At 70.7% G+C, this 22952-nt stretch carries 20 protein-coding genes; 18 read left to right on the top strand and 2 right to left on the bottom strand.

Annotated elements, in window-relative coordinates:
• Nucleotides 1–6: 6 nt before the first annotated feature.
• Together GSY65_RS05835 and GSY65_RS05830 are read right to left on the bottom strand one after the other, a co-directional pair.
• Complete coding sequence (locus tag GSY65_RS05835) at nt 7–1236, bottom strand: DUF349 domain-containing protein (RefSeq protein WP_159766294.1); 1230 nt, start codon at nt 1234–1236, stop codon at nt 7–9.
• Between the two features lie 136 nt (nt 1237–1372).
• Nucleotides 1373–2209 (bottom strand): peptidylprolyl isomerase, encoded by an 837-nt coding sequence (locus tag GSY65_RS05830; RefSeq protein ID WP_159766293.1) that lies wholly within the window; start codon nt 2207–2209, stop codon nt 1373–1375.
• Between the two features lie 168 nt (nt 2210–2377).
• Here GSY65_RS05830 and GSY65_RS05825 point away from each other — a divergent pair, with 168 nt between their 5' ends.
• The 18 genes from GSY65_RS05825 (at nt 2378) to GSY65_RS05740 (ending at nt 22938) form a co-directional block, all read left to right on the top strand.
• Nucleotides 2378–3094 (top strand): MBL fold metallo-hydrolase, encoded by a 717-nt coding sequence (locus tag GSY65_RS05825; protein ID WP_159766292.1) that lies wholly within the window; start codon nt 2378–2380, stop codon nt 3092–3094.
• Nucleotides 3095–3105: 11 nt separating this feature from the next.
• Nucleotides 3106–4368, top strand: a complete 1263-nt coding sequence (gene hisS / locus GSY65_RS05820; RefSeq protein ID WP_159766291.1) for a histidine--tRNA ligase — start codon at nt 3106–3108, stop codon at nt 4366–4368.
• Nucleotides 4369–4505: 137 nt separating this feature from the next.
• Nucleotides 4506–5153 carry a vitamin K epoxide reductase family protein gene (locus GSY65_RS05815; protein ID WP_159766290.1) on the top strand — a complete coding sequence of 216 codons (648 nt, stop codon included), beginning with the start codon at nt 4506–4508 and terminating at the stop codon, nt 5151–5153.
• A gap of 48 nt (nt 5154–5201) precedes the next feature.
• Complete coding sequence (locus GSY65_RS05810) at nt 5202–6557, top strand: replication-associated recombination protein A (protein WP_159766289.1); 1356 nt, start codon at nt 5202–5204, stop codon at nt 6555–6557.
• A gap of 302 nt (nt 6558–6859) precedes the next feature.
• On the top strand, nt 6860–7474 hold the full coding sequence (gene rpsD / locus GSY65_RS05805) for a 30S ribosomal protein S4 (RefSeq protein ID WP_055537226.1): 615 nt from the start codon (nt 6860–6862) through the stop codon (nt 7472–7474).
• Nucleotides 7475–7627: 153 nt separating this feature from the next.
• Nucleotides 7628–8110, top strand: coding sequence for a DUF948 domain-containing protein (locus GSY65_RS05800; RefSeq protein WP_159766288.1), 483 nt, complete (start codon nt 7628–7630; stop codon nt 8108–8110).
• 7 nt (nt 8111–8117) lie between these two features.
• Nucleotides 8118–8492 (top strand): hypothetical protein, encoded by a 375-nt coding sequence (locus tag GSY65_RS05795; protein ID WP_159766287.1) that lies wholly within the window; start codon nt 8118–8120, stop codon nt 8490–8492.
• Nucleotides 8492–11164 (top strand): alanine--tRNA ligase, encoded by a 2673-nt coding sequence (alaS, locus tag GSY65_RS05790; protein ID WP_159766286.1) that lies wholly within the window; start codon nt 8492–8494, stop codon nt 11162–11164. The genes GSY65_RS05795 and alaS overlap by 1 nt, the downstream gene beginning before the upstream one ends.
• Nucleotides 11161–11667 carry a Holliday junction resolvase RuvX gene (gene ruvX, locus GSY65_RS05785; RefSeq protein ID WP_159766285.1) on the top strand — a complete coding sequence of 169 codons (507 nt, stop codon included), beginning with the start codon at nt 11161–11163 and terminating at the stop codon, nt 11665–11667. The genes alaS and ruvX overlap by 4 nt, the downstream gene beginning before the upstream one ends.
• 125 nt (nt 11668–11792) lie before the next feature.
• Entirely contained in the window at nt 11793–13589 is a 1797-nt protein-coding gene (gene mltG / locus GSY65_RS05780) for an endolytic transglycosylase MltG (protein ID WP_159766284.1), read from the top strand.
• Nucleotides 13586–14425, top strand: a complete 840-nt coding sequence (locus GSY65_RS05775) for a shikimate dehydrogenase (protein ID WP_159766283.1) — start codon at nt 13586–13588, stop codon at nt 14423–14425. The genes mltG and GSY65_RS05775 overlap by 4 nt, the downstream gene beginning before the upstream one ends.
• A 263-nt stretch (nt 14426–14688) precedes the next feature.
• The gene (locus GSY65_RS05770; RefSeq protein WP_159766282.1) at nt 14689–16896 is read left to right on the top strand and encodes a xanthine dehydrogenase family protein molybdopterin-binding subunit; all 2208 of its coding nucleotides are present in this window, start codon (nt 14689–14691) and stop codon (nt 16894–16896) included.
• Nucleotides 16897–16944: 48 nt separating this feature from the next.
• Complete coding sequence (locus GSY65_RS05765; protein ID WP_159766281.1) at nt 16945–17403, top strand: (2Fe-2S)-binding protein; 459 nt, start codon at nt 16945–16947, stop codon at nt 17401–17403.
• Nucleotides 17404–17583: 180 nt separating this feature from the next.
• On the top strand, nt 17584–18768 hold the full coding sequence (aroC, locus tag GSY65_RS05760; RefSeq protein WP_159766280.1) for a chorismate synthase: 1185 nt from the start codon (nt 17584–17586) through the stop codon (nt 18766–18768).
• A gap of 32 nt (nt 18769–18800) precedes the next feature.
• Entirely contained in the window at nt 18801–19283 is a 483-nt protein-coding gene (locus GSY65_RS05755; RefSeq protein ID WP_159775642.1) for a shikimate kinase, read from the top strand.
• Nucleotides 19280–20371: a 3-dehydroquinate synthase gene (gene aroB / locus GSY65_RS05750; RefSeq protein WP_159766279.1), complete on the top strand. Its 1092-nt coding sequence runs from the start codon at nt 19280–19282 to the stop codon at nt 20369–20371. Before GSY65_RS05755 ends, aroB begins: the two co-directional genes overlap by 4 nt.
• Before the next feature lie 178 nt (nt 20372–20549).
• A complete protein-coding gene (locus tag GSY65_RS05745) occupies nt 20550–21524 on the top strand; it encodes an AAA family ATPase (protein ID WP_159766278.1) in 975 nt (324 codons plus the stop codon).
• 307 nt (nt 21525–21831) lie between these two features.
• Entirely contained in the window at nt 21832–22938 is a 1107-nt protein-coding gene (locus tag GSY65_RS05740; RefSeq protein WP_159766277.1) for an aminopeptidase P family protein, read from the top strand.
• Nucleotides 22939–22952 lie beyond the last annotated feature (14 nt).

Below are 22952 nucleotides of genomic sequence, written 5' to 3'. Positions count from 1 at the left end.
GCGGCGTCAGCCGCCGAACTCCTGCAGACCCTTCAGTGCCTGGTCCAGCAGCGCCTGGCGGCCCTCCAGCTCACGCTCGAGCTTGTCGGCCTTGGCGTTGTTGCCCTGGGCGCGGGCCTGCTCGATCTGACCCTTCAGCTTGTCCACGGCGGCCTGCAGCTGGCCCGTGAGACCGGCCGCGCGGGCGCGGGCCTCCGGGTTCGTCCGGCGCCACTCGGCCTCCTCGGCCTCCTGGATGGCCCGCTCGACCGCGTGCATCCGGCCCTCGACCCTCGGACGGGCGTCGCGCGGCACGTGGCCGATGGCCTCCCACCGCTCGTTGAGGGAGCGGAAGGCCGCGCGGGCCGCCTTCAGGTCCGTCACGGGCAGGATCTTCTCCGCCTCGCCGGCCAGCTCCTCCTTGAGCTTGAGGTTCTCGGCCTGCTCGGCGTCCCGCTCGGCGAACACCGAGCTGCGGGCGGCGAAGAAGACGTCCTGCGCGCCGCGGAAGCGGTTCCACAGGTCGTCCTCGTGCTCGCGCTGGGCGCGGCCCGCCGCCTTCCAGTCGGCCATCAGCTCGCGGTAGCGCGCGGCCGTGGGACCCCAGTCCGTCGAGTTCGACAGTGCCTCGGCCTCGGCGACCAGCCTCTCCTTCGTCCTGCGGGCCTCCTCGCGCTGCGCGTCGAGCTGCGCGAAGTGGGCCTTGCGACGCTTGGAGAACGCCGAGCGGGCGTGCGAGAAGCGGTGCCACAGCTCGTCGTCGGACTTCCGGTCGAGCCGCGGCAGGCCCTTCCAGGTGTCCACCAGAGCCCGCAGCCGCTCACCGGCCGCCCGCCACTGGTCCGACTGCGCCAGCTCCTCCGCCTCGGTGACCAGTGCCTCCTTGGCGTGCCGGGCCTCGTCGGACTGCTTCGCCCGCTGCTGCTTGCGCTCCTCACGGCGCGCCTCGACCGCCTCGACGAGCTTGTCCAGCCGCACCTTGAGCGCGTCCAGGTCACCGACCGCGTGATGCGCGTCCACCTGCTCGCGAATGTGGTCGATCGCGGCCTGGGCGTCCTTCGCCGACAGGTCGGTGGTCTTCACCCGCTTCTCGAGGAGGCCGATTTCGACGACCAGGCCCTCGTACTTGCGCTCGAAGTAGGCCAGCGCCTCCTCGGGGGAGCCGGCCTGCCAGGAACCGACGACCTGCTCGCCGTCGGCCGTACGCACGTACACGGTCCCCGTCTCGTCGACGCGGCCCCACGGGTCGCTGCTCACAGCGCCTCCTCCACATGATGCCTGCGAGGGGCCTGAAGCTCCCCCGGGCATCGTCCACAGTTTCGTCACCGCCAACATAGGCGACCGGCGGGTTGCCTGTCCGCATCCCGCGCGACCGAAATTTCGCTGGTGGCGGTCAGGACTTCTTGACAGTCGCCTTGTTGATCACCACGGTCGCATTGGGCGTCCCGTCACCCATGCCCGTGTTCTCACCCGCGTCGGCGATCTTCTTCAGGACCTTCATACCGCCCTCGGAGACCGTGCCGAACGGGGTGTAGTTGGCCGGCAGCGGACTGTCCTGGAACACCAGGAAGAACTGACTGCCGCCGCTGTTCTTGCCCTCACCGGTCTGCGCGTTGAACTGGTTCGCCATCGCGACCGTGCCCGCCGGGTAGACATCGCCCTTCAGGCGCGAGTCCTTCAGGTTCTCGTCCGGGATCGTGTAGCCGGGACCGCCCATGCCCGTGCCCTTCGGGTCACCGCACTGGAGCACGTAGATGCCCTGCGTGGTGAGACGGTGGCACTTGGTGTGGTCCAGGTACCCCTTGTTCACCAGGAAGTCGAACGAGTTGACGGTGTGCGGTGCCTTCGCCGCGTCCATCGTTATCCCGATGTCACCGCAGGTCGTCTGCAGGTCCATCGTGTACTTCGCCGTCTTGTCGATGGTGATCGCGGGCTCCTTCTTGAAGGTGAGGTCCTTCACCTTGCCCGCGGCCGGCTTCTCGCACGGATCCGGCGCCTTGCTGGGCGACGCGCTCGGCGACACCTCCGCGCTCGCGTTGTCCTTCTTGTCGTCGCCCTTGAGGACGTCGGTCGTGTACAGCGCCACACTGCCCACCAGGATCACGCCGAGGACCGAGGCGATCACGGCGTTGCGGACATGTGCCTTGCGCCGTGCCTGGGTGCGTCGCTGCTGCTGCCGCAAGAACTTCTCCCGGGCGAGCTGACGCCGCCGCTGCTCCTGGCTGACCACCGGGTTCTCTCCCTATGCGTCTCGTACGTCGACGGGTGCGTCGCGCGTCTCGTGAGCCGACTGATTGTGTGTGACCCGTACCGTATATGGGTTCGCTGAGGAAACGGCAGCGCCGGTAGGCTCTGGTCCACAGCAACCCACCCCTCGTACGACACAAGAAGGACGATCGTGCTCATTGCCGGGTTCCCCGCCGGGGCCTGGGGGACCAACTGTTATCTGGTCGCCCCCGCCGCCGGTGAGGAGTGCGTGATCATCGACCCGGGCCACCAGGCCACCCAGGGAGTCGAGGAGACGCTGAGGAAGCATCGGCTCAAGCCCGTCGCCGTCGTCCTCACCCACGGCCACCTCGACCATGTGGCCTCGGTCGTCCCGGTGTGCGGCGCGCACGACGTACCGGCCTGGATCCACCCCGAGGACCGGTACATGATGAGCGACCCCGAGAAGGCGCTGGGCCGCTCGATCGGCATGCCGCTCCTGGGCGAGCTGACCATCGGCGAGCCCGACGACGTCAGGGAGCTGACCGACGGCTCGAAGCTGGAGCTGGCGGGTCTGGAGCTGTCCGTCGCGCACGCTCCCGGCCATACCAAGGGGTCGGTGACCTTCCGGATGCCCGAGACCACGGAGATCCCCTCCGTGTTCTTCTCCGGGGATCTGCTCTTCGCCGGCTCCATCGGACGCACCGACCTGCCCGGCGGTGACATGGCCGAGATGCTCGACTCGCTGGCCCGTGTGTGCCTGCCGCTCGACGACTCGACCGTGGTGCTGTCCGGCCACGGCCCCCAGACGACCATCGGCCAGGAGCGCGCCACCAACCCGTATCTGCGGCAGGTGGCGTCCGGCGGCCAGGGAGCGGGTCCGACGACCCCTCCCCGACGAGGAATGTGACGAGACCTTCCGTGAGTACCTTCCAGGCCCCCAAGGGCACGTACGACCTGCTGCCCCCGGACAGCGCCAAGTACCTTGCCGTCCGCGAGGCCATCGCCGCGCCGCTGCGTAACTCCGGCTACGGCTACATCGAGACGCCCGGCTTCGAGAGCGTCGAGCTGTTCGCGCGCGGTGTGGGTGAGTCCACCGACATCGTGACCAAGGAGATGTACGCCTTCGAGACCAAGGGCGGCACCAGGCTCGCCCTGCGCCCGGAGGGAACCGCCTCCGTGCTGCGCGCGGCCCTGGAGGCCAACCTGCACAAGGCGGGCAACCTTCCGGTCAAGCTCTGGTACTCGGGCTCGTACTACCGCTACGAACGCCCCCAGAAGGGCCGCTACCGCCACTTCTCCCAGGTCGGTGCCGAGGCCATCGGGGCCGAGGACCCCGCGCTGGACGCCGAGTTGATCATCCTGGCCGACCAGGCGTACCGCTCGCTGGGCCTCCAGAACTTCCGCATCCTGCTGAACAGCCTGGGCGACAAGGAGTGCCGTCCCGTCTACCGGGCCGCCCTGCAGGAGTTCCTGAGCGGCCTGGACCTCGACGAGGACACCCTGCGTCGCGCGGAGATCAACCCGCTCCGCGTGCTCGACGACAAGCGCGAGTCGGTCCAGAAGCAGCTCGGTGACGCCCCGCTGCTGCGCGACTACCTGTGCGACGGCTGCAAGGCGTACCACGAGGAGGTGCGCGAGCTGATCACGGCGGCGGGCGTCTCCTTCGAGGACGACCCCAAGCTGGTCCGCGGCCTCGACTACTACACGCGCACGACCTTCGAGTTCGTCCACGACGGCCTGGGCTCCCAGTCCGCGGTGGGCGGCGGTGGCCGCTACGACGGTCTGTCCGAGATGATCGGCGGCCCCGCGCTGCCGTCCGTCGGCTGGGCCCTCGGCGTCGACCGCACCGTCCTCGCCCTGGAAGCGGAGGGCGTCGAGCTCGAACTGCCCGCCTCCACCAGCGTGTTCGCCGTCCCGCTCGGCGAGGAGGCCCGCCGGGTCCTGTTCGCCAAGATCACCGAGTTGCGCAAGGTGGGCATCGCGGCCGACTTCGCGTACGGCGGGAAGGGCCTCAAGGGCGCGATGAAGAACGCCAACCGCAGCGGCGCCCGCTACGCGATCGTCGCTGGGGAGCGCGACCTCGCCGAGTGCGTCGTCCAGCTCAAGGACATGGAGTCCGGCGAGCAGGTGGCGATCGGCGTGAACGAGGTCGTGGCCGAACTGGAAGCCCGCCTGGGCTGAGTCAAGCCGATGCCGCCCCCGTCGCCCGATCCGGGCTACGGGGGCGACATTTACGTCCAGCGAACGGTGGACGCGCGAGGGTGTACGGCACAATGACCGTGCCCCAGAGGCCCCTTCGACGCTACGGAAGCGACGTGATGAGCAAGACGACAGTCAGGGACGTCTCCACCGAGCCCGACCACCACGACGCCCCGCGCACGGTGGGTGCCGGCCGTGCCTTCGCGGTGATGCTGGTGCTCACCGGCGCGGCCGGACTGCTCGCCGCGTGGGTCATCACGATCGACAAGTTCAAGATCCTCGAAGCCAAGGTCGCGGGCGAGACGTTCACCCCCGGCTGCAGCCTCAACCCGATCGTCTCCTGCGGCAGCGTCATGGAGAGCAAGCAGGCCTCCGTCTTCGGCTTCCCCAACCCGATGCTCGGCCTCGTCGCCTACGGCATCGTCATCTGCGTCGGCATGAGCCTGCTCGCGCGCGCCCGCTTCCCCCGCTGGTACTGGCTGACCCTCAACGCCGGCACCCTCTTCGGCGTCGTCTTCTGCACCTGGCTGCAGTTCCAGTCCCTGTACCGGATCAACGCGCTGTGCCTGTGGTGCTCGCTGGCCTGGGTCGCGACGATCACCATGTTCTGGTACGTGACCTCGTTCAACGTCCGCCACGACTTCCTGCCCGCCCCCGGCCCGCTGAAGCGGTTCCTCGGCGAGTTCACCTGGGTCCTGCCCGTCACCCACGTGGGCATCATCGGGATGCTGATCCTCACCCGCTGGGGCGCCAACCTCTGGGCCTGACCCGGTCGCGGCGGGCGGTGTCGTACCTCTGACGTAGGCTCCGGAAGTGTGGAGCCCGATCTGTTCACCGCCGCCGCAGAAGAACGCCAGGAGAAGGACCCGGCCGCCAGCCCCCTGGCCGTGCGGATGCGTCCGCGCACCCTTGACGAGGTCCTGGGCCAGCAGCATCTGCTGAAGCCGGGCTCACCCCTGCGCAGACTGGTCGGCGAGTCCGGCGGCGGCCCCGCCGGACCCTCCTCGGTGATCCTCTGGGGCCCGCCCGGCACGGGCAAGACGACCCTCGCCTACGTCGTCTCCAAGGCCACCAACAAGCGTTTCGTGGAGCTCTCCGCGATCACCGCCGGCGTCAAGGAGGTCCGCGCGGTCATCGACGGCGCCCGCCGCGCCACCGGCGGCTTCGGCAAGGAGACCGTCCTCTTCCTCGACGAGATCCACCGCTTCAGCAAGGCCCAGCAGGACTCCCTGCTGCCCGCAGTCGAGAACCGCTGGGTCACCCTGATCGCGGCGACCACCGAGAACCCGTACTTCTCGGTGATCTCCCCCCTGCTGTCCCGCTCCCTGCTCCTCACCCTCGAACCCCTCACCGACGACGACGTGCGCGGCCTCCTCCGGCGCGCCCTCACCGACGAACGCGGCCTCAAGGGCGCCGTCACCCTCCCCGAGGACACCGAGACGCACCTCCTGCGGATCGCCGGCGGCGACGCCCGGCGCGCGCTGACCGCCCTGGAGGCCGCGGCCGGCGCCGCCCTCGACAAGGGGGAGGAGGCGATCGGTCTGACGACCCTGGAGGAGACCGTCGACCGGGCCGCCGTGAAGTACGACCGCGACGGCGACCAGCACTACGACGTGGCCAGCGCCCTCATCAAGTCCATCCGCGGCTCCGACGTCGACGCCGCGCTGCACTACCTGGCCCGCATGATCGAGGCCGGCGAGGACCCCCGGTTCATCGCCCGCCGCCTGATGATCTCCGCCAGCGAGGACATCGGCCTCGCCGACCCGAACGCCCTGCCCATAGCCGTCGCCGCCGCGCAGGCCGTCGCCATGATCGGCTTCCCGGAGGCTGCGCTCACCCTCAGCCACGCCACCATCGCCCTGGCCCTCGCCCCCAAGTCGAACGCCGCGACCACCGCGATCGGTGCCGCCCTGGAGGACGTGCGCAAGGGACTGGCCGGACCGGTGCCGCAGCACCTGCGGGACGGCCACTACAAGGGCGCGGCCAAGCTCGGCCACGCCCAGGGGTACGTGTACCCGCACGACCTGCCCGAGGGGATCGCCGCCCAGCAGTACGCGCCGGACGCCCTGAAGGACCGCGCGTACTACACCCCGACCCGCCACGGGGCCGAGGCCCGGTACGCGGACGCCGTCGAGTGGACCAGGAAGCACCTCGGTCGGAAGCAGTCCTGAACCCCCTGTAGACTTCCCCACAGTGCTGCGTCCCGTGTCCGGCTCCGGTCGGCGCCTCAGGCGGGACATCCAGCCGGATCCATCGGATCCAGGAGCGTCGCGCACCGTCGTAGGTGTCGCGGGCCGCCCACCACCACCCGGATTCCCGGGACCGGTCGGTGGGCCGTTCGTGTGCTGCACGTATGTGCCCAGACCAGGGAGCGGCTGCCCGGCACGTCCCTCGCGGACCTGACGGGAATCCCCGGCTGCGGATGCGACCTCCCGTAACCCTGAGGCAGCCGAACACAGGAAAAGGAAGAACAGTGGCGAACCAGTCCCGCCCCAAGGTCAAGAAGTCGCGTGCCCTCGGCATCGCGCTGACCCCGAAGGCCGTCAAGTACTTCGAGGCCCGTCCCTACCCGCCGGGTGAGCACGGCCGCGGCCGCAAGCAGAACTCGGACTACAAGGTCCGTCTGCTGGAGAAGCAGCGTCTGCGCGCGCAGTACGACGTGTCCGAGCGTCAGCTCGTCCGCGCCTACGAGCGTGCCTCCAAGGTCCAGGGCAAGACCGGTGAGGCTCTGATCATCGAGCTCGAGCGCCGTCTCGACGCGCTGGTCCTCCGTTCGGGCATCGCCCGCACGATCTACCAGGCCCGCCAGATGGTCGTCCACGGCCACATCGAGGTCAACGGCCAGAAGGTCGACAAGCCGTCCTTCCGCGTCAAGCCGGACGACGTCGTCATGGTCCGTGAGCGCAGCCGTCAGAAGCCGCTGTTCGAGATCGCCCGCGAGGGTGGCTTCGCCGCGGACGGCGAGACCCCGCGCTACCTCCAGGTGAACCTCAAGGCCCTGGCGTTCCGCCTGGACCGCGAGCCCAACCGCAAGGAAGTCCCGGTCATCTGCGACGAGCAGCTCGTCGTCGAGTACTACGCCCGCTGATCCTCCGACGGACGCAGTACGCACCACGCGTCAGCCCGTCGTCCCCCCGCCTCTTCCGGCGGGCGGGACGGCGGGCTCTCGCCTTCTGCGGTGGGCGTTAATGCGGTTCGGAGTGACCGCCCCGGCGCGATAGGCTCGGGACACGACTTCTCGATGTTCAGGCATGTCTCAGGGAGCGGGTGGCACACAGTGTCCGGTGGAGAGGTGGCCGGGATCCTGGTGGCCGTCTTCTGGGCGATCCTGGTCTCCTTCCTCGCCGTCGCGCTGGCGAGGCTGGCCCAGACGCTCAAGGCGACCACCAAGCTCGTCGCGGACGTGACCGACCAGGCCGTCCCCCTCCTCGCCGACGCCTCCACCGCCGTCCGCTCCGCGCAGACCCAGATCGACCGGGTCGACGCCATCGCGTCCGACGTCCAGGAGGTCACGTCGAACGCCTCGGCGCTCTCCACGACCGTCGCCTCCACCTTCGGCGGCCCGCTCGTCAAGGTCGCCGCCTTCGGCTACGGCGTGCGCCGGGCCCTCGGCGGGCGCCGCGAGGGCGAGGCCCCCGCGGAGCAGCGGCGTACGGTGATCGTGGGCCGTACGGTCCCCGGAGCCCGTCGGAGCAGGCGCAGCACCCGTGGAAAGAAGGACTGACCGAGCGATGTTCCGCCGTACGTTCTGGTTCACCACAGGTGTCGCCGCCGGAGTGTGGGCCACCACCAAGGTCAACCGCAAGCTGAAGCAGCTCACGCCCGAACACCTCGCCACCCAGGCGGCGAACAGGGCGATCGAGGCGGGCCACAGGCTCAAGGACCGGGCGGTCGGCTTCGCGCTCGACGTCCGCGACAACATGGCCCAGCGGGAGGCCGAACTGGGCGAGGCCCTCGGCATCGAGGCCAACCCCGACCGGCTCCCCGAGCTGCCGGCGCCCCGGCGGGTGGCCGCCATCGAGAACAGCAACACCCCGAAGTACAGCAGGAATTCGAGGTACGTCGACAGCTCGTCGTACCCGTACAACCGGAATGAGGACCACTGATGGAGTCGGCCGAGATTCGTCGCCGCTGGTTGAGCTTCTTCGAGGAGCGCGGTCACACCGTTGTCCCTTCGGCGTCGCTCATCGCGGACGACCCGACTCTGCTCCTGGTCAACGCGGGTATGGTCCCCTTCAAGCCGTACTTCCTCGGTGAGGTCAAGCCCTCCTTCGCCCGCGCCACCAGCGTGCAGAAGTGCGTCCGCACGCCGGACATCGAAGAGGTCGGCAAGACCACCCGGCACGGCACGTTCTTCCAGATGTGCGGCAACTTCTCCTTCGGCGACTACTTCAAGGAAGGGGCCATCAAGCACGCCTGGGAGCTGCTCACCAGCCCCCAGGACAAGGGCGGTTACGGCCTGGAGCCGGAGAAGCTCTGGATCACCGTCTACAAGGACGACGACGAGGCCGAGCGCATCTGGCACGAGCAGATCGGCGTGCCGAAGGAGCGCATCCAGCGCCTCGGCATGAAGGACAACTACTGGTCCATGGGCGTCCCCGGCCCGTGCGGCCCGTGCTCCGAGATCAACTACGACCGTGGCCCCGAGTTCGGCGTCGAGGGCGGTCCGGCCGTCAACGACGAGCGGTACGTGGAGATCTGGAACCTGGTCTTCATGCAGTACGAGCGCGGCGAGGGCACCTCGAAGGAGGACTTCGAGATCCTCGGCGAGCTGCCCAGCAAGAACATCGACACGGGCCTCGGCCTGGAGCGCCTCGCCATGATTCTGCAGGGCGTGCGGAACATGTACGAGATCGACACCTCCATGGCGGTCATCGACAAGGCCACCGAGCTGACCGGCGTCCGCTACGGCGACGCCGAGGACTCCGACGTCTCCCTGCGCGTGGTCACCGACCACATCCGCACCGCCGTGATGCTCATCGGCGACGGCGTCACCCCCGGCAACGAGGGCCGTGGCTACGTCTTGCGCCGCATCATGCGCCGCGCCATCCGCAACATGCGTCTCCTCGGCGCCACCGGCCCCGTCGTCCACGATCTCATCGACGTCGTCATCGGCATGATGGGCCAGCAGTACCCCGAGCTGATCACCGACCGCGAGCGCATCGAGAAGGTCGCCCTCGCCGAGGAGGCCGCCTTCCTCAAGACGCTGAAGGCCGGCACCAACATCCTCGACACCGCCGTCACCGAGACCAAGGCCGGCGGCGGCAAGGTCCTCGCCGGTGACAAGGCGTTCCTGCTCCACGACACCTGGGGCTTCCCGATCGACCTCACCCTGGAGATGGCCGCCGAGCAGGGCCTGTCCGTGGACGAGGACGGCTTCCGCCGCCTGATGAAGGAGCAGCGGGAGCGCGCCAAGGCCGACGCCAAGGCCAAGAAGACCGGCCACGCCGACCTCGGCGCCTACCGCGAGATCGCCGACGACTCCGGCGAGACCGACTTCATCGGCTACGACAGCACCGAGGGCGAGTCGACGATCGTCGGCATCCTCGTCGACGGTGTCTCCTCGCCCGCCGCCACCGAGGGCGACGAGGTCGAGATCGTCCTCGACCGCACCCCCTTCTACGCCGAGGGCGGCGGCCAGATCGGCGACACCGGCCGGATCAGGATCGACTCCGGTGCCGTCGTCGAGGTCCGCGACTGCCAGAAGCCGGTGCCGGGCGTCTACGTCCACAAGGGCGTCGTCCAGGTCGGCGAGGTGACCGTCGGGGCCAAGGCCCACGCCTCGATCGACGCCCGCCGCCGTACGGCCATCGCCCGCGCCCACTCCGCGACCCACCTCACCCACCAGGCCCTGCGCGACGCCCTCGGTCCGACGGCCGCCCAGGCCGGTTCCGAGAACCAGCCCGGCCGTTTCCGCTTCGACTTCGGTTCCCCGTCCGCCGTGCCGACGGCCGTGATGACCGACGTCGAGCAGAAGATCAACGAGGTGCTGGCCCGCGATCTCGACGTGCGCGCCGAGGTCATGGGCATCGACGAGGCCAGGAAGCAGGGCGCCATCGCCGAGTTCGGCGAGAAGTACGGCGAGCGCGTGCGTGTCGTCACCATCGGCGACTTCTCCAAGGAGCTGTGCGGCGGCACGCACGTCCACAACACCGCCCAGCTGGGCCTGGTCAAGCTCCTCGGCGAGTCCTCGATCGGTTCCGGTGTGCGCCGTATCGAGGCCCTCGTGGGCGTCGACGCCTACAACTTCCTCGCCCGTGAGCACACGGTCGTCGCCCAGCTCCAGGAGCTGATCAAGGGCCGTCCGGAGGAGCTCCCGGAGAAGGTCTCCGCCATGCTCGGCAAGCTGAAGGACGCCGAGAAGGAGATCGAGAAGTTCCGCGCGGAGAAGGTGCTGCAGGCCGCCGCCGGTCTCGCCGAGTCCGCCAAGGACGTGCGCGGCGTCGCGCTGGTGACCGGCCAGGTCCCGGACGGCACGACCGCCGACGACCTGCGCAAGCTGGTGCTCGACGTGCGTGGCCGCATCCAGGGCGGCCGGGCCGCGGTGGTCGCCCTGTTCACCACGGCGAACGGCAAGCCGCTGACGGTCATCGCCACCAACGAGGCCGCCCGCGAGCGCGGTCTGAAGGCCGGCGACCTGGTCCGCACGGCCGCCAAGACCCTCGGTGGCGGTGGCGGCGGCAAGCCGGACGTCGCCCAGGGCGGCGGCCAGAACCCGGCCGCCATCGGTGACGCCGTGGACGCGGTCGAGCGCCTGGTCGCCGAGACGGCCACGTGAGCACCACGGATCACACGAGCGAAGGCGACGGTCCGGCCCTGCGCCGCGGCCGTCGCCTCGCGATCGACGTCGGGGACGCCCGTATCGGGGTCGCCTCCTGCGACCCCGACGGGATCCTCGCCACCCCGGTCGAGACGGTTCCCGGACGTGATGTCCCGGCGGCTCAGCGGCGATTGAGACAACTGGTCGACGAATACGTACCTATCGAGGTAATCGTCGGGTTGCCACGCTCTCTGAAAGGTGGAGAGGGTCCGGCGGCCGTCAAGGTACGGGGTTTCGCCCAGGAGTTGGCCCGCATGATCGCGCCCGTTCCGGTCAGACTCGTCGACGAGAGGATGACCACGGTGACGGCCGGCCAGGGCCTGCGCGCTTCGGGGGTCAAGGCGAAGAAGGGCAGGTCGGTCATCGACCAGGTAGCAGCGGTGATCATCCTGCAACAAGCGCTGGAATCGGAACGGGTGTCAGGTAAAGCTCCTGGCGAAGGCGTCGAACTGGCCCACTGATCGCGATACGGTAACGTTCCGCGCGATGCGGGTGGCCTTCGAACAGCCTCCGCACAGAAAGAGGCGGGGACGAAAGCCGAGCCACAAGCCCCGCGTGACCGCCGCCTCGCGGCTCTAGGGGATCGATGACTGAGTATGGCCGGGGCCCGGGCTCCGAACCGTGGCATCCGGACGACCCGTTGTACGGGGACGGCGGATGGGACGGGCAGCAGGCCCAGGTGGGCCGGCACACCCCCTACGGCGGCCAGCCGCAGCAGCACTACCCCGAGCAGCAGCAGTACCAGCAGTACACCGACGCCAACGGCAACGGCGGTTGGGGCCACGGCCAGCAGGACGCCTACGCCCAGCAGCAGTACCAGCAGGAGTACGGCGACCCGGGGCAGCAGCAGTACGCCGGACAGCACCAGCAGCAGTACCCCGGCCACGACCAGCGGCACTACGGCCAGGCCGACGACGGCTGGGCGAACGGCTCGCACCAGCACGCGCAGGGCGCCTACACCCCCGACCCCTCCGATCCGTACGGGCAGCAGCAGGCGGCGGCCTACGCCGGCGGGCAGCAGGACTTCTACGGCACGCCCGACGCGTATCCACCGCCGGAGCCGCCGTCGCGGCGCGCGGCGGAACCCGCACCCGCCGCGGCGCCACCGGCTTCGCCCGAGCCCGAGCGAGAGGAGCGGCAGACCGCCGAGCACACCGACTGGGACCCCGGACCGGACCAGGGCGAACTCGCGTTCTTCGCGGGTGGCGACGACGACGAGCACGACGAAGCCGAGGGGCGCGGCAGCCGGAGCGAGCGGAAGGGCCGTGGAGGGAAGCCGGGGAAGCCGGGCAAGGGCGCCAAGAAACGCCGCAGCGGCCTCGCCTGCCTGGTGGTCGTCGTGGTCTTCGGCGGTGGTTTCGCGGGCGTCAGCTACTTCGGTTACCAGTTCTACCAAAGCCGATTCGGCGAGGCTCCCGACTATGAGGGATCCGGTACGAACGAGACGGTCACGATCACGGTCGGCAAGGGCGAATTCGGCTCGGTGATCGGGCAGAAACTGAAGGATGCGGGCGTCGTCGCGAGCGTGGACGCCTTTACTGCCGCTCTGGCGGAGGATCCCTCGAAACCCCAGATCCAGGTGGGTGTGTACCTCCTCAAGAAGGAGATGTCCGCCAAGAGTGCCCTCGACTTGATGCTCGATCCCAAGAGCCAGAACAACTTCACCGTCGTCGAGGGCGACAGGAACGTCGTCGTCTACGCCAAGATCGACGCGGAGTTGGGCCTCAAGAAGGGCACGACCAGGAACGTCGCGGAGAAGGAATGGTCGAAGCTCGGTCTCCCCGACTGGGCGAACGACAACGAGGACATCAAAGATCCGCTGGAAGGATTCCTCTACCCCTCCACCTATCCGGTCTCCAAGGACATGAAGCCCAAGGACGTCCTGAAGGAGATGGTCGACCTCGCGAAGGTGAAGTACGAGCAGTTCGACATCGAGGGCAAGGCGGCGGACCTCAAGCTGGAGAATCCGCTCCAGGTGGTCACGGTCGCTAGTCTCGTGCAGGCTGAAGGAAACAACAAGAAGGACTTCCGGAAGATCGCCCGGGTCGTCTACAACCGCCTTGAGCCGACCAATCAGGAGACCTTCGGCCTGCTCGACTTCGACTCGACGGTGAACTACCTGCGCGGTGAGTCCAAGCTGGCGACGGGCTCGGTCGACTCCCTGCGCCGGATCGACGACCCGTACAACACCTACAAGATCAAGGGTCTGCCGCCCGGGCCCATCGGCAATCCCGGTGACGAGGCGATCGAGGGGGCCCTCGACCCCGCCAAGGGCGACTGGTACTACTTCGTCTCCTTGAAGAAGGAGACGCTGTTCGCCGAGACGAACGAAGAGCAGAACCGCAATCGCGAGAAGTACCTCAAGGAACTGAACGAGCAATGAGCCGCACCATCGGGAAGAACCGCGCCGCCGTTCTCGGTTCGCCCATCGCCCACTCGCTCTCTCCCGTGCTGCACCGTGCCGCCTACGCCGAACTCGGCCTCACCGACTGGACGTACGACCGCTTCGAGGTCGACGAGGAGGCGCTGCCCGCGTTCGTCGAGAAGCTCGGGCCTGAGTGGGCGGGGCTGTCGCTGACGATGCCGCTCAAGCGTGCCGTCATGCCGCTGCTGGACGAGATCAGCGACACGGCGATGTCGGTGGAGGCGGTCAACACGCTGGTGTTCGGCGAGGACGGGCGCCGGACCGGTGACAACACCGACATCCCCGGCATGGTCGCGGCCCTGCGGGAACGCGGTATCGAGCAGGTCGAGTCCGCCGCGATCCTCGGTGCCGGGGCCACCGCGTCGTCCGCGCTGGCCGCGCTCGCGCGGATCTGCACCGGGCAGGTCGTCGCGTACGTGCGCAGCGACGCCCGTGCCGCCGAGATGCGGCAGTGGGGCGAGCGGCTGGACGTCGAGGTCCGCACGGCGGACTGGGCGGACGCCGAGCGGGCGCTGAGCGCCCCGCTGGTGATCGCCACGACGCCGGCCGGGGCCACGGACGCACTGTCCGGGGCCGTACCGGAGCGGCCGGCGACGTTGTTCGACGTGCTGTACCACCCCTGGCCCACGGAACTGGCGGCGCGCTGGTCGGCGTACGGCGGGTCCGTGGTCAGCGGGCTCGACCTGCTGGTCCACCAGGCGGTCCTGCAGGTCGAGCAGATGACCGGCTGTGAGGCGGCCCCGGTGGGCGCGATGCGGCGGGCGGGCGAGCGGGCCCTGGCCGAGCGGGGCTAGAAGACCGCTGAAGGAGCCTGCTCCGGCCGCCCGGCTCACCCCGGATTGCCCGCACATGCCCATCGCCGTCAACCAGGGCGAGCCGGCCGCATTTTCAAGATCCTCAGGACACTTCCAGTGGCCGCGGTGGCCCCGCGCGCGCCACGTGGGGGTCCGTCCGCAGGTGTGTGTCGATCCGGTGAAGGGCCTGTACTGAGGGGTAACCCGGCGCGATCATCGCGGGGCGGCCCGGCGACGACGGCGGGGCGCTGAACGGAGTCGTCATGTCACGTCACTCTCGGCGCAGGTTCCTCACCTATCTGGTGGCGGCGCCCACCCTCGCGGTCGCGACGAAGCTCGGGCTGGACGCCTATGCGCCCGGCAGCGCCGACGCGGCCATCCCGACGCCGCCCGCACCGGCGGACCTGGTGGACCTCGGCGACCTGCTGATCCTCGCCGGGGCGCCCACCGCGCACATGCTGGTGCTGCGCGTCGACGAGGAGGGGCTCGTCCACTTCCGGCTGCCGAGGGAAGAGGTGGGGCAGGGGCTCACCACGGCCATGGCGATGCTTGTCGCGGAGGAGTTGGACACACCGCTGGACCACGTCCGGGTGCGACTGGACGACGCGCGGCCCGAGTTGCTGTTCAACCAGCTCACCGGCAGCTCCAACTCCGTCCGCTCCCTGTACGACCCGGTGCGCCACACCGCGGCTGCCGCGCGCGCCAGGCTGGTTCGGGCCGCGGCGAGGCAATGGGGTCTGGACGCACAGGACCTGACGGTGCGTCGAGGCGTCGTGTCGGCGCCCGACGGCCGCACCGCCTCGTACGGCTCACTGTCCGCGGCCGCCGCCTCCCTCGACCTCGGCCCGCTCGTCGTGAGGCCCAAGAAGGCGTCCGAGCACACCCTGGTCGGCACCCCGACGTCACGGATCGACGCCCGCGACCTGGTCACCGGCCGGCAGGTCTACACCCTCGACCTGGACGTGCCCGGCGCCAAGCCGTGCATGGTGCGCCGCCCGCCGACGATCAACGGCACCGTGAAGTCGGTGAACAACGAGGCCGCCGTACGGGCCATGCCGGGTGTGCTCGACGTGGTGACCATCGACACGGGCGTGGCGGTCGTCGCGGAGACGTTCGGGCAGGCCCTCGATGCCAAGGAGGCCCTGGACGTCTCCTGGGGGCCCGGCACCGTCGACGGACTCTCCGACCGGGACATCCGCGCGAGACTGAAGGCGGCGACCCCCTCGCTCGACCTGCTCGGACCGCTGGTGAAGAAGGTGGAGGGCGAGTTCGACTTCGCCTTCGTCGGCCACGCCCCGCTGGAGACCAACTCGGCCGTGGCCGACGTACGGGCCGACCGGGCCGAGATCTGGTCGGGGCTCAAGTCGCCGATCGTCGCCCGGGCGGCCATCGCCGAGGCCGTCGGGCTGCCGGCCTCCAAGGTCACGGTGCACGTCGTGCAGGCGGGCGGCTCGTTCGGACGCCGGCTCTTCCACGACGCGGCACTGGAGGCCGCCGTGGTGTCGAAGAAGAGCGGACGGCCGATCCGGCTGATGTGGTCGCGGATCGACGACACGCGGCACGGACGCATGCGGCCCGCCACCCACCACCGGATCCGGGCCACCTACGCGGCCGGGCAGGTGCTCTCCTTCCAGCACCGGGTCGCGGCCGTCGAGACCGACTTCCGGCACGGACTCGGCGACGCCCTCACCGCCGCCGCGGCGAGCCTGCCCTCCGGGATCGGCAACGCGACCTTCGCCCAGACCCTGTTCCTGACCACCGTGAAGTCCCCGTACCACTTCGGGATCACCACCCAGACGCTCACCGAGGTCCCGATCAGGATGCACACCGGGTCCTGGCGCTCGGTGTACTCGGCCAACACCCGCGGGGCCGAGGAGATCATCGTCGACGAACTCGCGGCGCGGCTCGGCAAGGACCCGGTGACGTTCCGGCGGGAGTTCCTCAGGACCGCGCGGCAGCGCGCCGTGCTGGACAAGGTCGCCGAGGAGGGGCAGTGGGGGCGCGCCCTGCCCGACGGCTGGGCCCAGGGCGTCGGCTTCCACGACGAGTACAAGTCCTGCACGGCCTGCCTCGTCGAGATCGACGCCACCGACCCGAAGAAGCCCCGGGTGACCAGGGCGGTCATCGCGGCCGACGTCGGCCGCGTCGTCAACCCGCGCGGACTGGAGGCACAGCTCCTCGGCGGACTCACCGACGCCATCTCCACCACCCTGCGCGCCGGGCTCCACATCGACAAGGGGCTGCCGCTGGAAGGCAGCTACTCCCAGTTCCACTACGCGCGCCAGAAGGACTCCCCGCAGGACGTCCGCATCCACGTCATCGAGGGCGCGGACGAACCAGGCGGCGCAGGCGAGCTGGGTGTCCCGGCGGCCGTCGGCGCCGTCGCCAACGCCTACGCGCGCGCCACCGGCACCAGGCCGCGCAGCTTCCCCGTCACCTTCGACGTCGACTTCACGCCCTTCCCCCGCTGAGGCGCTGTCCCCGCCCCGCCCCGTACCCCCTGCTCAAGGAGCCCGCCCGTGCCCTCCCACACCTTCACCGTCAACGGTGAGACCGTCACCGTCGAAGCCCCCGACGACCTGCCCCTGCTGTGGGCGCTGCGCGATCTGCTCGGCATCCGCGGTCCGAAGTACGGCTGCGGCATCGACGTGTGCAAGGCCTGCACCAGTCACCTCGACGGCGAGGCGGTCCGGCCCTGCGTGGTCCCCGTGTCCGAGGCGGCCGGCCGCCGGGTCACCACCATCGAGGGACTCGCCGACGGCGAGAAGCTGCACCCCGTCCAGGAGGCATGGCTGGAGCAGGACGTCGCCCAGTGCGGCTACTGCCAGCCCGGCCAGATCATGGCCGCCGTCGCCCTGCTGAAGCGCACGAGCAACCCCACCGACGCCGACATCGACGAGATCGCGAACGTCTGCCGCTGCGGCACGTACTTCCGCATCCGCGAGGCGATCAAGAGCGCGGCGGCGAAGGCGGGCTGACGGACACGCCCGGCGCCGGCGCGTCCGCCTGATGGACCTGCGACCGGATCGGGCGCCCGGACGTGGGAGGATCGGAGGTGGCGGGCCGGGGCCGCGCACCCGGTAGCCGTCGCCGTACGCGAGGACGCGCGTACACGCAGGCAGGACGCAGTACCAGGGCGCGAGCACTGAGGAGCACCGTTGAGCAGGTTGCGCTGGCTGACCGCGGGGGAGTCCCACGGTCCCGCACTTGTGGCGACGCTGGAGGGCCTTCCCGCCGGCGTGCCGATCACCACGGAGATGGTGGCGGACCACCTGGCCCGCCGGCGCCTCGGTTATGGACGCGGTGCCCGGATGAAGTTCGAGCGCGACGAGATCACGTTCATCGGCGGTGTACGGCACGGACTGACCATGGGCTCGCCGGTGGCGATCATGGTCGGCAACACCGAGTGGCCCAAGTGGGAGCAGGTCATGTCGGCCGACCCGGTCGACCCCGAGGTCCTCGCCGGTCTCGCCCGCAACGCCCCGCTGACCCGCCCCCGCCCCGGCCACGCCGACCTCGCAGGCATGCAGAAGTACGGCTTCGACGAGGCCCGGCCGGTCCTGGAGCGCGCCTCCGCCCGGGAGACCGCCGCCCGCGTGGCGCTCGGCGCCGTGGCCCGGTCGTACCTCAAGGAGACGGCCGGCATCGAGATCGTCAGCCATGTCGTCGAGCTGGCCGCCGCGAAGGCCCCCTACGGCGTGTACCCGACCCCCGCCGACGTCGAGAAGCTGGACGCCGACCCGGTGCGTTGCCTCGACGCGGACGCCTCGAAGGCGATGGTCGCCGAGATCGACCAGGCCCACAAGGACGGCGACACGCTCGGCGGCGTCGTCGAGGTGCTCGCCTACGACGTGCCGGTGGGCCTCGGCTCGCACGTGCACTGGGACCGCCGTCTCGACGCCCGGCTCGCCGCCGCGCTGATGGGCATCCAGGCGATCAAGGGCGTCGAGGTCGGCGACGGCTTCGACCTGGCCCGGGTGCCTGGCTCCAAGGCGCACGACGAGATCCTCGCCACCGACCAGGGCATCAAGCGGGCCACGGGCCGCTCCGGCGGCACCGAGGGCGGCCTGTCCACGGGCGAGCTGCTGCGGGTGCGCGCCGCGATGAAGCCCATCGCGACCGTGCCGCGCGCGCTCCAGACCGTGGACGTCACCACCGGCGAGGCCGCGCAGGCCCACCACCAGCGCTCCGACGTGTGCGCGGTGCCGGCCGCCGGCATCGTCGCCGAGGCCATGGTCGCGCTGGTCCTGGCCGACGCGGTGGCCGAGAAGTTCGGCGGCGACAGCGTCACCGAGACCCGCCGCAACGTCCGCTCGTACCTCGACAACCTCGCGATCCGGTGAGCCGGGTGCCTCTGGTCGTCCTCGTCGGCCCCATGGGTGTCGGCAAGTCCACCGTCGGACAGCTGCTCGCGGAGCGGCTCGGCGTCGCCTACCGTGACACCGACGACGACATCGTGGCCGCGCAGGGCCGCACCATCGCCGAGATCTTCGTCGACGAGGGCGAGGCAGCCTTCCGCGCCCTCGAGAAGCAGGCCGTGCACACCGCGCTCGCCGACCACGACGGCGTCGTCGCCCTCGGGGGCGGCGCCATCCTCGACGCCGATACTCGCGCCCTGTTGGCCGGGCAGCGGGTCGTGTACCTCTCCATGGACGTCGAGGAGGCGGTCAAGCGCACTGGCCTCAACGCCGCCCGCCCCTTGCTTGCCGTCAACCCCCGTAAGCAGTGGCGGGAGTTGATGGAGGCCCGGCGGAGCCTGTACGAGGAGGTCGCCACGGCTGTCGTGCCCACGGACGGCCGCACGCCCGAGGAAGTCACCCAAGCGGCCCTTGACGCTCTGGAGTTGAAGGAAGCATGAGCGAGACAGTGACCCGGATCCAGGTCGGCGGTACGGCGGGAACCGAGCCGTACGAGGTCCTGGTGGGCCGCCAACTCCTTGGTGAGCTGGGCGGGTTGATCGGCGACCGGGCCAAGCGGGTCGCGGTGATCCACCCCGAGGCGCTGGACGAGACCGCCGAGGCCCTGCGCGCCGACCTGGCCGGGCAGGGCTACGAGGCCGTCGCCATCCAGGTGCCCAACGCGGAGGAGGCGAAGACCGCCGAGGTCGCCGCCTACTGCTGGAAGGCGCTCGGCCAGTCCGGGTTCACCCGCACCGACGTCATCGTGGGCGTCGGCGGCGGCGCCACCACGGACCTCGCCGGGTTCGTGGCGGCGACCTGGCTGCGCGGCGTCCGCTGGATCGCCATCCCCACCACCGTCCTCGCGATGGTGGACGCGGCGGTCGGCGGCAAGACGGGCATCAACACCGCCGAGGGCAAGAACCTCGTCGGCTCCTTCCACCCCCCCGCCGGGGTGCTCTGCGACCTTGCCGCGCTCGACTCGCTGCCGGTCAACGACTACGTGTCCGGGCTCGCCGAGATCATCAAGGCGGGCTTCATCGCCGACCCCGTGATCCTCGACCTTGTCGAGGCCGACCCGCAGGCCGCCCGCACGCCCGCCGGACCGCACACCGCCGAACTGATCGAACGGTCCATCCGCGTCAAGGCGGAGGTCGTCTCCGGCGACCTCAAGGAGTCGGGCCGCCGCGAGATCCTCAACTACGGACACACCCTCGCCCACGCCATCGAGAAGAACGAGCGCTACAAGTGGCGCCACGGCGCGGCGGTGTCCGTCGGTATGCACTTCGCCGCCGAACTCGGCCGTCTGGCGGGCCGCCTGGACGACGCGACCGCCGACCGTCACCGCACGGTCCTGGAGTCCGTCGGACTGCCGCTGCACTACCGTTACGACCAGTGGCCCAAGCTGCTGGAGACCATGAAGGTCGACAAGAAGTCCCGCGGCGACCTGCTGCGCTTCATCGTCCTCGACGGTCTGGCCAAGCCGACCGTCCTGGAGGGACCCGACCCCGCGATGCTCCTCGCGGCGTACGGCGAAGTGGGCCAGTAACGCCCGTTCGGGCCGTTGTTGCCCGATTCGCCTTGTGGTCATGGCCACTTGGGCACTCCGGGACGCCCCCGACCGTTCACCGAACGGCGGCCGGGGGCGGTACCGTTCGGTGAAGGCGGGGGTCCCAGAGCCCCGCCTGCCAGTGTCGATGTGACTGTACGAGACGGAGTGGCACCGGATGCAGCACGCAGTGGGAGCTCCGCTGCCGCCGCCCCATCGGCCGGGGCAGGACCCGGCGACCCCCTGGTCGCCCGCCGCGAACCACCAGGGACATCCCGCCGCGCCTCATCCCGGGGCGCCGGGCGCCACCCCTCCGGGGCACGCCGGCCCGAGCCACCCCGTGCCCCCGGCCCCGCACCCCGGCCACGCGCCGGCCGGCCCGCCCGCGCCCACGGCGCCCCCTGCGCCCGCTGCCCCGCCGGGATCCGTGCCGCCGCCCCCACCGGGCTTCGCGGGCGGCCCCGGGCACCCGCCCGTCTCGCCCCCGCAGCACACCGGCGTCCCCCGGGACACCACCGGACACGTGCAACTGCCGCCGGGCGGCCCCGTCACCATGCCGAGCCCGCCGCCCGCGACCGGCGCGCCGGACGTCACGACCACCACGCTCGCCGTCCTCCTCATCGGCCCCGCCGGCGCGGGCAAGACGAGCGTCGCCAAGTACTGGGCGGACCACCGCCGGGTGCCCACCGCGCACATCAGCCTCGACGACGTCCGCGAATGGGTTCGCTCCGGCTTCGCGGACCCGCAGTCCGGGTGGAACGACAACTCCGAGGCGCAGTACCGTCTCGCCCGCCGCACCTGCGGCTTCGCTGCGCGGAACTTCCTGGCCAACGGCATTTCCTGCATCCTCGACGACGCGGTCTTCCCCGACCGACCCGTCGTCGGCCTCGGCGGCTGGAAGCGTCACGTCGGCCCCGGGCTCCTCCCCGTCGTCCTCCTGCCCGGCCTGGAGATCGTCCTCGAACGCAACGCGGAGCGCACGGGCAACCGCCGCCTCACCGACGAGGAGGTCGCCCGCATCCACGGCCGCATGGCCGGCTGGTACGGCTCGGGCCTGCCCATCATCGACAACTCCCAGCTCGACGTCCCCGCCACCGCCCGCGTCCTGGACGAGGTCCTGGCCAGGTCCATAGCGAGCCCTCCGAAGTGGTGACGTACCCGACGGCCGACGGACGGTGACGCGCAGGGCGGCCCGCCCCCGCGGCCACCGCCCGGTCGCGGCTCTCCCCGCACCCGTGGCCGCCGCCCGGTCCAGCTCCCCCGCACCCGTGGTACTCAAAGCCCCGGCCCAGACCCGCGAAACCAGGGGAGCGGGGAACCGTGCGACAAGCCCTCACCCGCCGCACCCGGCACACACCCACTCCCACCCCCACCCCCACCCCCCTCCCTGAGCCGCCTTCCCACCCCCACTCGGCCGCGCTGAACCGGCGGCCGACCAGCGGAGCTCTTACGCTCGGGGCATGTCAGACGCCCACGCCGCCCGCCGAACCCGGCTGAGAGAACGCTGCCAGGCGAGCGGCAGCGCCACCGCTCTCGTGACCCGCCCGGCCAACGTGCGGTACCTCACGGGCGCGGCCCCCCGCGGCGCCGTCCTCCTGCTCGGCGCGACCGAGGACGTCCTCCTCTGCGGCACACCCCCGACGGGCGACAGCTCCGAGGGACGGCCCGACGACACCGTCCGCGTCCAGCTGCTGCCGAGGCCCGGCGGCGACCCGGCGGTCGCGGCCGCCGACCTCGTCACCGCAGCCGGCGCCGAGTCCCTGGCCGTGGAGGAGCACCACCTCACCGTGGCCCGGCACCGCGCGATCCGTTCGGTCGCCCCCCGGCTGCGGCTCGCCGACCTCGGCGGCGCCGTCGAACAGCTCCGCGTCGTCAAGGACGAGGAGGAGATCTCCTGTCTGCGGATCGGCGCGGAGATCGCCGACCAGGCACTCGGGGAACTCCTGGAATCCATCCTCGTCGGCCGCACCGAGCGCCACCTCGCCCTGGAACTGGAGCGCCGGCTCGTCGACCACGGCGCCGACGGCCCCGCCTTCGCCACCTCCGTCGCGACGGGCCCGAACTCCGGCCGCCGCGGCCACCTCCCCACCGATCGCCGCGTCGAGGAGGGCGACTTCCTCTCCGTCTGCCTCGGCGCCGTCTACCGCGGCTACCGCTGCGAGATCGGCCGCACCTTCGTCATCGGCACCTCGCCCGCCGACTGGCAGATCGAGCTCTACGACCTCGTCTTCGCAGCCCAGCGGGCCGGCCGCGAGAGCCTCGTCCCCGGCGCCGTCTACCGCGCCGTCGACCGCGCGGCCCGTCACGTACTGGACTCCGCGGGCCACAGCGCGGACCTCCCGGTACTGATGGGGCACGGTGTGGGACTCGAAATCGACGAGGACCCGCAGTTGGCCCCCGCGGCCATGGGTAAACTGGACGCTTGCGTGCCGGTCACCGTCGAACCGGGGGTCCACCTCCCGGGCCGGGGCGGTGTCCGGATCGATGACACGCTCGTCGTACGCCCCGAGGCGGACGGCGGACCCGAGCTACTCACCATCACGACCAAGGAGCTGCTCGCGCTCTAGCCCTTGAGCTGCGC

The organism is Streptomyces sp. HM190 (assembly GCF_009857135.1).
In the GTDB taxonomy this organism is placed as follows: Bacteria; Actinomycetota; Actinomycetes; order Streptomycetales; family Streptomycetaceae; genus Streptomyces; species Streptomyces heilongjiangensis.
The sequence above is the reverse complement of the archived record's forward strand: the minus strand, read 5'-3'. Positions and strand labels throughout refer to the sequence as shown.